The organism is Nocardiopsis synnemataformans (assembly GCF_965343085.1).
In the GTDB taxonomy this organism is placed as follows: domain Bacteria; phylum Actinomycetota; class Actinomycetes; order Streptosporangiales; family Streptosporangiaceae; genus Nocardiopsis; species Nocardiopsis alborubida.
On record NZ_CBDRFA010000059.1, the window covers coordinates 41,001 to 54,764 of the forward strand.

The 13,764-nt window shown below is 72.4% G+C and carries 11 protein-coding genes and 1 pseudogene; 11 read left to right on the forward strand and 1 reads right to left on the reverse strand.

From position 1 onward, the window contains the following. Window positions 1-52: 52 nt before the first annotated feature. The 11 genes from carA to ACSIH6_RS27860 all read left to right on the forward strand — a co-directional run bounded on the left by carA (window position 53) and on the right by ACSIH6_RS27860 (window position 13,539). Window positions 53-1,189, forward strand: a complete 1,137-nt coding sequence (carA, locus tag ACSIH6_RS27810) for a glutamine-hydrolyzing carbamoyl-phosphate synthase small subunit (RefSeq protein ID WP_435111301.1) — start codon at window positions 53-55, stop codon at window positions 1,187-1,189. Window positions 1,190-1,205: 16 nt separating this feature from the next. Then, a complete protein-coding gene (carB, locus tag ACSIH6_RS27815; protein WP_435111294.1) occupies window positions 1,206-4,508 on the forward strand; it encodes a carbamoyl-phosphate synthase large subunit in 3,303 nt (1,100 codons plus the stop codon). 152 nt (window positions 4,509-4,660) lie between these two features. Next, the gene (locus ACSIH6_RS27820) at window positions 4,661-5,560 is read left to right on the forward strand and encodes a dihydroorotate dehydrogenase electron transfer subunit (RefSeq protein ID WP_435111295.1); all 900 of its coding nucleotides are present in this window, start codon (window positions 4,661-4,663) and stop codon (window positions 5,558-5,560) included. A gap of 53 nt (window positions 5,561-5,613) precedes the next feature. Beyond that, window positions 5,614-6,555, forward strand: coding sequence for a dihydroorotate dehydrogenase (locus ACSIH6_RS27825; RefSeq protein ID WP_061080911.1), 942 nt, complete (start codon window positions 5,614-5,616; stop codon window positions 6,553-6,555). Between the two features lie 318 nt (window positions 6,556-6,873). After that, window positions 6,874-7,590, forward strand: a complete 717-nt coding sequence (pyrF, locus tag ACSIH6_RS27830; RefSeq protein ID WP_435111296.1) for an orotidine-5'-phosphate decarboxylase — start codon at window positions 6,874-6,876, stop codon at window positions 7,588-7,590. Between the two features lie 408 nt (window positions 7,591-7,998). After that, window positions 7,999-8,322 carry an integration host factor, actinobacterial type gene (gene mihF / locus ACSIH6_RS27835; RefSeq protein ID WP_017565056.1) on the forward strand — a complete coding sequence of 108 codons (324 nt, stop codon included), beginning with the start codon at window positions 7,999-8,001 and terminating at the stop codon, window positions 8,320-8,322. A 477-nt stretch (window positions 8,323-8,799) separates the two neighbouring features. Next, entirely contained in the window at window positions 8,800-9,387 is a 588-nt protein-coding gene (gene gmk / locus ACSIH6_RS27840) for a guanylate kinase (protein ID WP_017565055.1), read from the forward strand. A 120-nt stretch (window positions 9,388-9,507) separates the two neighbouring features. Then, the gene (gene rpoZ, locus ACSIH6_RS27845; RefSeq protein WP_013154112.1) at window positions 9,508-9,774 is read left to right on the forward strand and encodes a DNA-directed RNA polymerase subunit omega; all 267 of its coding nucleotides are present in this window, start codon (window positions 9,508-9,510) and stop codon (window positions 9,772-9,774) included. A gap of 108 nt (window positions 9,775-9,882) precedes the next feature. Further along, a complete protein-coding gene (gene coaBC, locus ACSIH6_RS27850) occupies window positions 9,883-11,076 on the forward strand; it encodes a bifunctional phosphopantothenoylcysteine decarboxylase/phosphopantothenate--cysteine ligase CoaBC (protein WP_435111302.1) in 1,194 nt (397 codons plus the stop codon). A gap of 288 nt (window positions 11,077-11,364) precedes the next feature. Next, window positions 11,365-12,558 (forward strand): methionine adenosyltransferase, encoded by a 1,194-nt coding sequence (metK, locus tag ACSIH6_RS27855; protein ID WP_435111297.1) that lies wholly within the window; start codon window positions 11,365-11,367, stop codon window positions 12,556-12,558. 177 nt (window positions 12,559-12,735) lie between these two features. Beyond that, window positions 12,736-13,539, forward strand: a complete 804-nt coding sequence (locus ACSIH6_RS27860; protein ID WP_435111298.1) for a hypothetical protein — start codon at window positions 12,736-12,738, stop codon at window positions 13,537-13,539. A gap of 49 nt (window positions 13,540-13,588) precedes the next feature. Here ACSIH6_RS27860 and ACSIH6_RS27865 read toward each other — a convergent pair. Continuing rightward, a pseudogene (locus ACSIH6_RS27865) lies at window positions 13,589-13,764 on the reverse strand (DUF349 domain-containing protein); the annotation flags it as partial.

Genomic DNA, 13,764 nt, shown 5'->3' on the forward strand with positions numbered 1-13,764 from the left:
CACAGAACAGAACACCCGGGCCGCCGACGGCCCGGCGGAGGAGGGGGCGAACGTGTCCGAGAGCGGACCCGCGATTCTGGTACTCGAGGACGGCCGGGTCTTCCACGGCCGCTCCTTCGGCGCCACCGGGGAGACCTTCGGCGAGGCGGTCTTCAACACCGGCATGACCGGCTACCAGGAGACCCTCACCGACCCCTCCTACCATCGCCAGATCGTGGTGATGACCGCCCCCCACATCGGCAACACCGGCGTCAACGACGACGACCCCGAGTCCGGCCGCGTCTGGGTCGCCGGGTACGTCGTGCGCGAGCCCGCCCGCATCACCTCCAACTGGCGGGCCGAGCGCACCCTGGACGAGGAGCTGCGCCGCCAGGGCGTGGTCGGCATCTCCCTCACCGGCACCCGCGCCCTCACCCGCCACCTGCGCGACAGGGGCGTCATGCGCGCCGCCATCAGCACCACCGAGACCGACCCGCGGGCCCTGCTGGAGCGCGTGCGCCAGCAGCCCGCCATGGCCGGGGCCGACCTGGCCGCCGAGGTCAGCACCCGCGAGCCCTACGAGGTCCTGCCGCCCGAGGGCGTGCCCGCCCGCTTCCACGTCGCCGCCGTGGACCTGGGCATCAAGGCCATGACCCCCCAGCGCCTGGCCGAGCGGGGGTGCCGGGTCACCGTGCTGCCCTCCACCGCCACCACCGAGGACATCCTCGCCCTGGACCCGGACGGGGTGTTCTTCAGCAACGGCCCCGGCGACCCCGCCACCGCAGACGGACCCGTCGCCGCCATGCGCGGCGTCCTGGAGGCGGGCAGGCCGCTCTTCGGCATCTGCTTCGGCAACCAGATCCTGGGCCGCGCCCTGGACCTGGGCACCTACAAGCTGCCCTTCGGGCACCGGGGCGTCAACCAGCCGGTGATCGACACCCGCTCCGGCAGGGTCGCCATCACCAGCCAGAACCACGGCTTCGCCGTCGACGCCCCCCTCGACACGCCCTTCGACACCCCCTACGGCCGGGCCGAGGTCAGCCACATCGGCCTCAACGACCGCGTCGTCGAGGGCCTGCGGCTGCTGGACCGCCCCGCGTTCAGCGTCCAGTTCCACCCGGAGGCCGCCGCCGGCCCCCACGACGCCGCCGAACTCTTCGACGCGTTCGTCGACCTGATGTCCGCCCAGCCCGCTCCGGCTGCCAAGTAGCAAGAGGAAGCAGAGCATGCCGCGCCGTAGTGACCTTTCATCCGTCCTCGTGATCGGCTCCGGTCCGATCGTGATCGGGCAGGCGGCCGAGTTCGACTACTCGGGCACCCAGGCCTGCCGGGTTCTGCGGGCCGAGGGCCTGCGGGTCATCCTGGTCAACTCCAACCCGGCCACGATCATGACCGACCCGGAGATCGCCGACGCCACCTACGTGGAGCCGATCACCACCGAGATGATCGAGAAGATCATCGCCAAGGAGCGCCCCGACGCGCTCCTGCCCACCCTGGGCGGCCAGACCGCCCTCAACGCCGCCGTCGCCCTGGACGAGGCGGGCATCCTCGCCAAGTACGGCGTCGAGCTCATCGGCGCCAACATCGAGGCCATCCAGTCCGGCGAGGACCGCGAGAGCTTCAAGGGCATCGTCGAGCGCATCGGCGGCGAGTCCGCCCGCTCGCGCATCTGCCACACCCTGGAGGAGTGCCTGGCCGCGGCCGAGGAGCTCTCCTACCCCGTCGTCGTGCGCCCCTCCTTCACCATGGGCGGCGCGGGCTCGGGCTTCGCCCACGACGAGACCGAGCTGCGCCGCATCGCCGGGCAGGGCCTGGCGCTCTCCCCGACCACCGAGGTGCTCCTGGAGGAGTCCATCCTCGGCTGGAAGGAGTACGAGCTGGAGCTGATGCGCGACACCAACGACAACGTCGTGGTCGTGTGCTCCATCGAGAACCTCGACCCCATGGGCGTGCACACCGGCGACTCCATCACCGTCGCCCCCGCCATGACCCTCACCGACCGCGAGTACCAGAAGCTGCGCGACATCGGCATCGCCGTCATCCGCGAGGTCGGCGTGGACACCGGCGGCTGCAACATCCAGTTCGCCGTCCACCCCACCACCGGCCGGGTCATCGTCATCGAGATGAACCCGCGCGTGTCGCGCTCCTCGGCGCTGGCCTCCAAGGCCACCGGCTTCCCGATCGCCAAGATCGCCGCCAAGCTCGCCGTCGGCTACACCCTGGACGAGATCCCCAACGACATCACCCGGGAGACCCCGGCCAGCTTCGAGCCCACGCTCGACTACGTCGTCGTCAAGGTGCCCCGCTTCGCCTTCGAGAAGTTCCCCGGCGCCGACCCCGGCCTGACCACCACGATGAAGTCGGTGGGCGAGGCCATGGCCATCGGCCGCTCCTTCCCCGAGGCCCTCCAGAAGGCCATGCGCTCCCTGGAGAAGAAGGGCGTCGGCCTGACCTGGGAGGGCCAGCCCGGCGACAAGGACGAGCTGCTGCGCCTGGCCGCCACCCCCACCGAGCACCGCCTGCGCCAGGTCCAGCAGGCCCTGCGCGCCGGGGCCACCGTCGAGGAGGTCCACGAGGCCACCCGCATCGACCCCTGGTTCGTGGACCAGATGCTGCGCCTGGAGGAGGCGGCCCGCGTCCTGGCCGACGCCCCCAAGCTCGACGCCGACCTGCTGCGCCAGGTCAAGGGACTGGGCTTCTCCGACCTCCAGATCGGCCAGATCACCGGACGCAGCGAGGACGTGGTCCGCGAACTGCGCCACGCCCTGGGCGTCCACCCCGTCTACCTGACCGTGGACACCTGCGCCGCCGAGTTCGAGGCCCGCACGCCCTACCTGTACTCCAGCTACGACGAGGAGACCGAGGTCCCCACGGGCGACCGCCCCAAGATCATCATCCTGGGCTCGGGACCCAACCGGATCGGCCAGGGCGTGGAGTTCGACTACTCCTGCGTCCACGCCTCCTTCGCCCTCTCCGACGCCGGGTACGAGACCGTGATGGTCAACTGCAACCCCGAGACGGTCTCCACCGACTACGACACCAGCGACCGGCTCTACTTCGAGCCGCTCACCCTGGAGGACGTGCTGGAGGTCGTGCGCGCCGAGCAGGCCGCCGGACCGGTCGCCGGGGTCATCGTCCAGCTGGGCGGCCAGACCCCGCTCGGCCTGGCCCGCCGCCTCAAGGACGCCGGGGTGCCCATCATCGGCACCAGCCCCGAGGCCATCGACCTGGCCGAGGACCGCGGCGAGTTCGGCAAGGTCCTGGCCGCCGCCGGGCTGCCCGCGCCCAAGTACGGCACCGCCCACTCCTTCGCCGAGGCCAAGGCCGCCGCGGACGAGATCGGCTACCCCGTCATGGTCCGCCCCTCCTACGTGCTGGGCGGCCGCGGCATGGAGATCGTCTACAGCGAGACGATGCTCGCCGACTACATCGAGCGCAACGCCGAGGTCAGCCCCGAGCACCCGGTGCTCATCGACCGCTTCCTCGACGATGCCATCGAGATCGACGTCGACGCCCTCTACGACGGCCGCGACCTGTACCTGGGCGGGGTCATGGAGCACATCGAGGAGGCCGGGATCCACTCCGGCGACTCGGCGTGCACCCTGCCCTCCATCACCCTGGGCCGCGAGGACATCGAGCGCATCCGCTACTCCACCGAGGCCATCGCCCGGGGCACGGGCGTGCGCGGGCTGATCAACGTCCAGTACGCGCTCGCCTCCGGCGTGCTCAACGTCCTGGAGGCCAACCCGCGCGCCTCGCGCACCGTGCCGTTCGTGTCCAAGGCCACCGCGGTGCCGCTGGCCAAGGCCGCCGCCCGCGTCATGGCCGGGAGCACCATCGCCGAACTGCGCGAGGAGGGCATGCTGCCCGCCAGCGGCGACGGCGGCGACCTGCCCGCGGACGCCCCGGTGTCGGTGAAGGAGGCGGTGCTGCCCTTCAACCGCTTCATCGACAAGGAGGGCGAGGGGGTCGACACCATCCTCGGCCCCGAGATGCGCTCCACCGGTGAGGTCATGGGCCTGGACACCGAGTTCGGCGCCGCGTACGCCAAGTCGCAGCTGGCCGTCAACGGCTCCCTGCCCGAACGGGGCCGGGTGTTCGTCTCGGTGGCCAACCGCGACAAGCGATCGATGATCTTCCCGGTCAAGCGCCTGGCCGACCTCGGCTTCGAGATCCTGGCCACCGAGGGCACCGCCGTGGTCCTGCGCCGCAACGGCGTGCACGCCACCGTGGTGCGCAAGCACAGCGAGGGCAGCGGCCCGGCGGGCGAGCCCACCATCGTCCAGCTCATCCACGCCGGGGGCGTCGACCTCATCGTCAACACTCCCTTCGGCAGCGCCGGGCAGGCAGGTCCGCGCCTGGACGGCTACGAGATCCGCACCGCGGCCGTGGTGCGCGGCGTGCCCAGCGTGACCACCGTGCAGGGCCTGGCCGCCGCGGTCCAGGCCATCGAGGCGCGGGTGCGCGGAGACGTCGGCGTGCGCTCCCTCCAGGAGCACGCGAGCACCCTCACCGCCAGCCGGGCCTAGCTGGGCCGCCTGGGACGGGGCGCCGTGGACGGTGTGTCCACGGCGCCCCCGCCTATACGGTTGGCGCACAGGACGACGCAGGAATCCCAGAGGGGGGAGGGCGGCGCCGACGCCCCGGTGTCCGCGACATCGGGCTCGGGCGCCACGACCTGATGAGCGACAACGGACCGGTGCAGACCAGGTGCCCCGTGCTGAACGTGCGCAGGGTGGACGCCTACTACGCCATCACCGTGGTCGCCCCGGGCATAGCCGAGCGGTTCCGCTCCGGGCAGTTCGTGTCGGTGGCCGTCGGCGGCGACCACTCCAGCACCCTGCTGCGCCGCCCCTTCGCCATCCACGACGTCAAACCCGACTACGGCGGCACCGTCGAGTTCCTGTTCTCGGTGCGCGGCGCCGGCACCGCCTGGCTGTCCGAGCGCCGCTCGCGCGACCTGCTGGACGTGGTCGGCCCCCTGGGCCGCCCCTTCCCGCTGCCCCGCGAGCCGGTCAACTGCGTGCTGGTGGGCGGGGGCTCGGGCAGCGCCCCGCTGTTCCCGCTCGCCCAGTCGCTGCGCAGACGCGGCTGCCGGGTGGACTTCGTGCTGGGCGCCGCCTCCGCCGACCGGGTGTTCAGCGCCATCACCGCCCGCCGCATCGCCGAGACGGCCGCCTTCACCACCGACGACGGCTCCTTCGGCACCCACGGCCGCGTCACCGACGTCCTGGGCAGGGTGATCGAGGACTGCCGCTCCGACGCCGTCTACGCCTGCGGCCCCATGCCGATGCTGCGCGCGGTCACCTCCGTGGCGGCCAGCCACGGCATCCCCGTCCAGGTGGCGGTGGAGGAGACCATGGCCTGCGGCACCGGGATCTGCATGACCTGCGTCATCCCGGTGGTGGGCGAGGACGGCATCACCCGCATGGTGCGCTCCTGTGTGGACGGCCCGGTCTTCCGGGGCGAGCAGGTGCGCTTCGACGACGTGGGCACGATCCCCTTCGACGCCCTGGGCGCCCCGGGCTGGAAGGGCTCCAGCGCGGCCCGCGCCGCGGAGACGGCCCGCGACATCGCCTGAGGGTCCCCCGGCTCCGCCCCGGGCCCGACCACCACCAAACAATGGGTGAGAGAGTGAACGCAGACCTCAGGACCCGGCTGGGCGGCTGGGAGCTGCCCAACCCCGTGGTGACCGCCGCCGGGTGCGCCGGAGCGGGCCGCGAGCTGGCCCAGTTCTTCGACATCGCCTCGATCGGCGCCGTCACCACCAAGTCGGTGATGCTGGAGCCCCACGCCGGGCGCCCGTCCCCGCGCATGGCGGAGACGCCCAGCGGGATGCTCAGCACGACGGGTATGCAGGGCCCGGGCGTGGACGTGTTCCTCCAACGGGACCTGCCCTGGCTGCTCTCCCGCGGCGGCCGGGCGATCGTCTCCGTCGCGGGCACCGGCATGGGTGAGTTCGGCGAGCTCGCCAGACGCGTCTCCGCCGCCGAGGGGGTCAGTGCGATCGAGGTCAACCTCTCCAGCCCGGACCCGTCCGACCCCGCGGGGCGCCGCTACGTCGACGACGCCGCCCAGGCCGCGGCGGTGGTGCGCACGGTGCGCTCCCACACCCGCTCGGGGCTGCCGGTGCTGGCCAAGCTCGCCGCCGACGTCCCCGACGTGGTGGAGTTGGCGGCCGCGTGCGTGGAGGCGCGCGCGGACGGGCTGTCCATGGTCAACACCGTGCGCGGCATGGCCGTGGACACCCGCACGCTGCGCCCGGCGGTCGCCGGGGGGATGGGCGGGCTGTCGGGACCGGCGATCCGCCCGCTGGCGGTGGGGTGCGTCTACCGGGTGCACGAGGCGATGCCGGACGTGCCCATCATCGGGATGGGCGGGGTCCGCACGGGCGCCGACGTGATGGAGTTCATGGCGGCCGGGGCCTCCGCTGTGGCGGTCGGCACGGTCAACTTCTCCGACCCCTCGGCGTGCGCCCGCGTGCTCCGCGAGTTCACCGAACTGCTGGAGGCCCGCGGGCTGAGACGGGCCGCCGACCTGGTGGGCGCCGCCCACCGGACGGGCGTGGGGGCGTGACAGGCCGGGTGCGCGGCGCACAAGGGCCCTGACCGGCCTGAACGGCGTTCAGATGGCGCTGTGCGACCAAACGCGCGCAATTGGTCTCTACCACTGCTCTGGCGACTACGACCCGCCTGCGGCCGCCTGGGAGGCCGTTACGGGGAAGTGACACGGGTGGGGCGCATGAAGCGGCTCATCCGGGGAACCGCACACCTTGATGGTGTGCACATGACAACGAACGTGCATTCTCAGGTGCCGCGGTAAGCACGTCCGCAAGTACGTCCGTGCCTTGCACGCGCCGACTCCGGTCGGCGGCACACGATGGGAGATACCGACATGACCGAGACCACCGCGCCCTCCGCGCCCATCGCCGTGGCGCTCGATGCCAGGAACCTGGAGACCGCGGCCACCTGGGCCTCCGCGGTCGCGCCGCACGTGAGCACGGTCAAGGTGGGCCTGGAGCTGTACCTGCGCTACGGGCCCGACGTGGTCAGCGCGGTGCGCGGCGCCAGCCGGCTGGGGGTCTTCCTCGACCTGAAGCTGCACGACATCCCGGCCACGGTCGCCGGTGCCGCGCGCAGCGTCGCGGGCCTGCGGCCCTCGATCCTGACCGTGCACGCCGGGGGAGGGGCGGACATGATCCGGGCCGCGGTGGAGGCCGCGGCGGAGACCAGGATCGCCGCCGTGACGGTGCTCACCTCGATGGACGAGGACGACCTGGAGCAGGTGGGGCTGCTCGGTCCGGCCCGCGACGCGGTGCGGCGCCTGGCGGTCCTGGCGGTGGGCGCCGGGGCCCGCGCGCTGGTCTGCTCGCCGCAGGAGGTGGCCCTGCTCCGCTCCGAGGTCGGGCCGGACGTCACCCTCATCACGCCGGGAGTGCGCCCGGCGGGGGCGGACAGGGGCGACCAGTCGCGCGTGGCGACCCCGGAGGAGGCCGTGGCGGCCGGTGCGGACCTGTTGGTCATCGGCCGTCCCATCACCCGCGCGCCGGACCCGGGCGCGGCGGCGGCCTCCCTCGCGGCGGCCGTGCGGAGGGCGGGTGTCCGCGTCTAGGGAGCGAAGGGGAAGGGGGCCGCGCGGGTGCCCTTCGACGGTGTCGGAAGGTGCTGGGCGAAGGGATCGACGGAACAGGGAGACGAACCAGTGCACGGGGTCCCACGGGTCCGATTATGTGTCACTGTCGGTCACTAATTTGGTGTGTCCGAAATTCGTCGAGCACTGCCGAGAGTGACCCGCGTCACCCCTGCGTGACCTGCGCTGGTGACACCCTCCACACCTCCTCCAATCGGGACCAAAGTCCTGGTTTTCGTCTCCGAATGCAGTCGGTTAACAACTCTCAGTAGTTAGTTCGACGAAATAGCCGCTGAAAGGGCACTTTGCGTTGCCTAACAGGGGTCAGACCTACTAACTTGCGCAGGCGTCCGCCCTCTACAAACGAGTAGAAAACCGAGGTGACCCGGCGTGGCCCTTCCTCCCCTGACACCCGAACAGCGCACCGCGGCTCTGGCCAAGGCCGCCAAGGCCAGAAAAGAGCGCGCGGAGGTCAAGAACAAGCTGAAGAACGGCGGCATCTCGCTGTCCGAGGTCCTTTCCAACGGCCTCAAGGACGACGTCATCGGCAAGATGAAGGTTTCGGCTCTGCTCGAATCCCTTCCCGGCGTCGGCAAGGTCCGGGCCAAGCAGATCATGGAGCGGCTCAACATCGCTGAGTCGCGCCGTGTCCGCGGTCTGGGAACCAACCAGCGCGCCGCCCTCGAGGCCGAGTTCGGCGACCTCACCAAGTAGCACCAGGCAGTACCCGCAGCACCGAGCAGTACCGAGCAGCACCTGAACGCAGTGCACCGGTCCGCCGCGTCCCCCACAGTCGCGGCGCACACCACGCCGCGACAGCGGCCGACCCCCGGTGAGCTCTGGCCGGGCCGCGGCCGGCGGACGGGTGGCCCCAGGCCACGACCGTCCGTCGCGCCGCGGCCCCGCACTTACCCCGGGCGCGGTGCGTTTTGAGGTGGGTCATGACCGTTCGCCGCACCGCGGCCCCGCACTTACCCCGGGCGCGGTGCGTTTTGAGGTGGGTCATGACCGTCCGCCGCACCGCGGCCCGGTGGTATAAAGGAAGCTTCCCGCGACCGTACGCGGACACCCCGCACACCAGACCGCCCGCACGGTGACGGCGCCCGGACCTGTTCCGGCTCGCCGGAGCGCGACGCGAGGGCCACGGCCCCGCCCGTGGCGGACGGGCCCGAAGGGAAGCCTCGAACACACATGCCCGATCCCGGATCCCAGTCCCGCCCGGCGCAGAAGCGGTTGACCGTTCTGTCCGGACCCTCGGGTGTGGGCAAGAGCACGGTGGTGGCCCACCTGCGCCGTGAGAACCCCGACGTGTGGCTCTCGGTCTCGGTCACCACGCGCGGGCCCCGCCCGGGCGAACAGGACGGCGTCCAGTACCACTTCGTCACCGACGAGGAGTTCGACCGCCTCGTCGCCGAGGACCAGCTCCTGGAGTGGGCCCAGTTCGCGGGCAACCGCTACGGCACCCCGCGTCGACCCGTCGAGGAGCGCCTGCGCGCCGGAGTGCCCGTCCTGCTGGAGATCGAACTCCAGGGCGCCCGCCAGGTGCGCGCTTCCATGCCCGACGCCCTGCACGTCTTCCTCGCTCCGCCCTCCTGGGAGGAGCTGGTGCGCCGCCTCACCGGACGCGGCACCGAGTCCGACGAGGTCATCCAGCGCCGCCTGGACGTGGCCAGGGTCGAGCTGGCCGCCGAGAAGGAGTTCGACACCACCCTCGTCAACACGTCCGTGCAGGAAGTGGGCGACGAGCTGCTAGCGTTGATCACCGCGCCCAAGGTGTGATAGCGGCCGGGCCCGAGGCCCGCGCCACCCGCGCCGCGCCGGGAACCGTCCCGACGGCGCCCCAACGTCCGTCCACCGCGGCTCCGCGACGAGCCGCGGACCATTCCTGGGGGTAATGAAGTGGCTGGTACCGAGCCCGTCGCCGAAGGCATCACCAACCCGCCGATCGACGATCTGCTGGAGCTGGTGGACAGCAAGTACAGCCTGGTCACCATGGCCTCCAAGCGGGCCCGCCAGATCAACGCCTACTACGCCCAGCTGGGCGAGGGCCTGCTGGAGTACGTCGGCCCGCTGGTGGAGACCCAGGTCCAGGAGAAGTCGCTGTCCATCGCCCTGCGCGAGGTCAGGTCGGGCCTGCTCACCGCTGAGCCCTACGAAGGTTCCTGAGGCCCTGTCGCCGCGTGCCCACAAGCCCGCCCGCCGCGCCCCCGGCGCGCGCGGGGCGGCCGGGGGCTGGTAGAACTCCTTTCTGTGAGTGACACAGACGTTCCCCGCGTGGTCCTCGGCGTCGGCGGCGGCATCGCCGCCTACAAGGTCTGCGAACTGCTGCGCCGCCTGACCGAGTCCGGCCACCGGGTCCGGGTCGTGCCCACCGCCGAGGCCCTGCGCTTCGTCGGTGAGCCCACCTGGGCCGCCCTGTCCGGCCAGCCCGTCGCCACCGGAGTGTGGGACGGGGTCCACGAGGTCCCGCACGTGCGCATCGGCCAGGAGGCCGACCTGGTGTTCGTGGCCCCGGCCACCGCCAACATCCTGGCCAGGGCCGCCGCGGGCCTGGCCGACGACCTGCTCACCAACACCCTGCTCACCGCGCGCTGTCCGGTGGTGTTCGCGCCCGCGATGCACACCGAGATGTGGGAGCACCCCGCCACGCGGGCCAACGTGGCCACCCTGCGCTCGCGCGGCGCCGTCGTCCTCGACCCGGCCGTGGGCCGCCTGACCGGTGCCGACACCGGACGAGGGCGCCTGCCCGAGCCCTCCGAGCTGTTCGAGGCCGCCCGCCTCGTGCTGCGCCGCGGCGCGGCCGCCCCCGACCTCGCCGGACGGCGCGTGGTGGTCTCCGCGGGCGGCACCCGCGAGGCCGTCGACCCGGTCCGCTTCCTGGGCAACCACTCCTCGGGCAAACAGGGGTACGCCCTGGCACGCACCGCCGCCGCCCGCGGGGCCGACGTGACCCTGGTCGCCGCCAACGTCTCCCTGCCCGACCCGGCCGGGGTGCGCGTGGTGCGCGCGGGCTCGGCCGTGGAACTGGCCGAGGCCATGGAGGCCGAACGCGTCGGCGCGGACGCGATCGTGATGAGCGCCGCGGTGGCCGACTTCCGTCCGGTCGCCAGTGCCGCCTCCAAGATCAAGAAGAGGCCCGGCGCGGCGCCCGCGCCCATCGAACTGGCCGAGAACCCCGACATCCTCGCCGGGCTGGTCGCCTCCCGCGACGCCGAGGGACTGGCGCAGACCGTCGTGGGCTTCGCCGCCGAGACCGACGACGTGATCGCCAACGGCCGCGCCAAACTGGCCCGCAAGGGCTGCGACCTGCTCGTGGTCAACCAGGTCGGCGGCGGGCGCGCGTTCGGCACCGAGGACAACCAGGCCGTCATCCTGGGCTCGGACGGCACCGCGGTGGACGTGCCCACCGGCCCCAAGGAGGACCTCGCCGACCGGATCTGGGACCTGCTCCTGCCGCGCCTGGGCTAGGTACCGCGGGTCCCCGGCGCCCCGGAGCGGGCGGCGGTCGCCGGGGCCCGGCCTGGTGGAACCACGTGTGCCCAGGACTGGATTCCCACCGCCGAGTACGTCAGACTTCAACGTGCACCCGTGACGACCGGGGAGGTCGGCCGCGGGGTGCCCGCCCCCAGCGGTCCCGTTACAGTGGACCAATAACCAACCCCGTCGGTCGGTATTGGCCGCCCCGGCAGGCAGCCGGGGGCGCCCGTGCCGCACCGGTACATGTCAGCCAGCAGCCGCTGCAAGGAGTCACGCAACGTGTCCCGCCGCCTTTTCACCTCCGAGTCGGTCACCGAAGGCCATCCCGACAAGATGGCCGACCAGATCAGTGACGCGATCCTCGACGCGATGCTCACCCATGACCCGCGCAGCCGGGTCGCGGTCGAGACGCTGATCACCACCGGTCAGGTCCACATCGCGGGCGAGGTCACCACCCAGACCTACGTCGACATCCCCGCCATCGTGCGCGGAAAGATCCTCGAGATCGGCTACGACTCCTCCGCCAAGGGGTTCGACGGTGACTCCTGCGGGGTCAACGTCTCCATCGACGCGCAGTCCCCCGACATCGCCCAGGGCGTCGACACCGCCTACGAGGCGCGCGTCGACAACGAGGACGACGTCCTCAACCGGCAGGGGGCGGGCGACCAGGGCCTGATGTTCGGCTACGCCAACCGCGAGACCCCCGAGCTCATGCCGCTGCCGATCAAGCTGGCGCACTCCCTCTCCGAGCGCCTGGCCGGGGTCCGCCGCAACGGCACGGTGCCCTACCTGCGCCCGGACGGCAAGACCCAGGTCACGGTCGAGTACGACGGCCAGACCCCGGTCCGCCTGGACACCGTCGTGGTCTCCAGCCAGCACTCGGCCGACATCAACCTCGACGAGATGCTCGCCCCCGACATCCGCGAGCACGTCATCGAGCCGGTCGTGGCCGCCTACGGCCTGGAGTCCGACGACTACCGGCTCCTGGTCAACCCGACCGGCCGGTTCGAGATCGGCGGCCCCATGGGCGACGCCGGGCTCACGGGCCGCAAGATCATCGTGGACACCTACGGCGGCTACGCCCGCCACGGCGGCGGCGCCTTCTCCGGCAAGGACCCGTCGAAGGTGGACCGCTCGGCCGCCTACGCCACCCGCTGGGTCGCCAAGAACATCGTCGCGGCCGAGATCGCCGAGCGCGTCGAGGTCCAGGTCGCCTACGCCATCGGCAAGGCGCACCCGGTCGGCGTGTTCATCGAGACCTTCGGCACCGAGAAGGTCGCCCCGGAGCTGATCGAGAAGGCGGTCAAGGAGGTCTTCGACCTGCGTCCGGCCGCCATCGTGCGCGACCTGGACCTGCTGCGTCCGATCTACTCCCGGACCGCCGCCTACGGCCACTTCGGCCGTGAACTGCCCGAGTTCACGTGGGAGAGCACCGAGCGCGCCGCCGCGCTGCGCTCCTTCGTGGGCGCCTGACCCGCACCCGTAGCGCCGGTCCCCGCGGGGACCTCCAGGGCGCGTACGGCCGTCACCGGCCGTGCGCGCCCTCGTGCGTGTTCCGGGTTCCTCCGCATGGCGCACGATCGAAGTGACTACTCCGTGTTATTCCATATAGACGTAATGTCATTTCTGTGCTCGTACGCGGAGGAGACCATGGCCGTAGCAACGGCGGTGTCTGCGATGGGGCTGGTGGCCCTGCTCGCCCTGCCCGGCGCCCACCACGCACCCGGCGAGCCGGGAGGCGGCGGAGGGGAGGTCGTGCCCGGCGCGGACAGCCTGCACGTGGCCCTGGAGTCCCGCGCCGACGCGCAGCGGCCGGGTCCGGGCGACCGGATCCACTACACGGTCAACGTGCGCAATGCCGGTGGGAAGGCGGTGTCCGGCGCCGAGATCGTGCAGTTCCTCCCTCCGACGGTGCGCTACGTCTCGGGGACGTCCGGGGCCGAGGCGGGGGAGGGGCGGGTAACCTGGTCGCGGTCCCTGGAACCCGGCGACCGCGCGACCATGCGGTTCACCGGCGAGATCACCGCGGTCCGCGGCGGGGGACTGCACCCGGTCGCCACGGTCTGCGCGCGCCCGGAGCCGGGAGCGGTGCTGGTCTCCTGCGACGCCGCCGTGCACCGGGTCCACGGTGTGGTGCCGCCGGTGTGGGTGGTCACGGCACTGGCCTTCGCGGCCTCCGTGGCGCTGTGCGTCGGCGGCCTGGTGCGCCACCGCGACACCCGGGCGCGGTGGGAGCGGGAGCCCGGGCAGGAGACGGTCCTCGCGGCTGCGGAGAAGCCCGAACCGCGAGAGGCGCCCGAGGCCGTCCGCGTACCCGCCCTCGGGACGGAGCCGGAGCCCGAGGCCGGTCCCCGGACCGAGCGGGAGCGCGTACCCGCCGAGTCCGCACCCGAGCCCGCGGAGGAGCCCGAGTCCGCGGAGGCACCCGAACCGGTCGCCGGACCGCGCGCCTGACACGCGGACGGGCCGCGCCCCCGCCGGGGAGCGCGGCCCGTCCGGGGGCTCAGCTCAGCTCGTCGAGGGCCTTCTCCGCCTCGGCCAGCCACGAGCGGCGGGCCTCCAGCGCGTCCTCGTACTCCCTGACCCGGCGCTCGTCACCCTTCTCCCTGGCCTTGTCCAGCTTGGCCTCCAGGTCGGCGATCGCCGACGCCAGCTGGGCGGCCGTGTCCCTGGCGCGGG

Coding starts and splice junctions, on each gene's coding strand:
- carB (WP_435111294.1), top strand. CDS start 1,206: ATGCCGCGCCGTAGTGACCTTTCATCCGTCCTCGTGATCGGCTCCGGT.
- gmk (WP_017565055.1), top strand. CDS start 8,800: ATGCCCGATCCCGGATCCCAGTCCCGCCCGGCGCAGAAGCGGTTGACC.
- pyrF (WP_435111296.1), top strand. CDS start 6,874: ATGACCGAGACCACCGCGCCCTCCGCGCCCATCGCCGTGGCGCTCGAT.
- ACSIH6_RS27820 (WP_435111295.1), top strand. CDS start 4,661: ATGAGCGACAACGGACCGGTGCAGACCAGGTGCCCCGTGCTGAACGTG.
- ACSIH6_RS27860 (WP_435111298.1), top strand. CDS start 12,736: ATGGCCGTAGCAACGGCGGTGTCTGCGATGGGGCTGGTGGCCCTGCTC.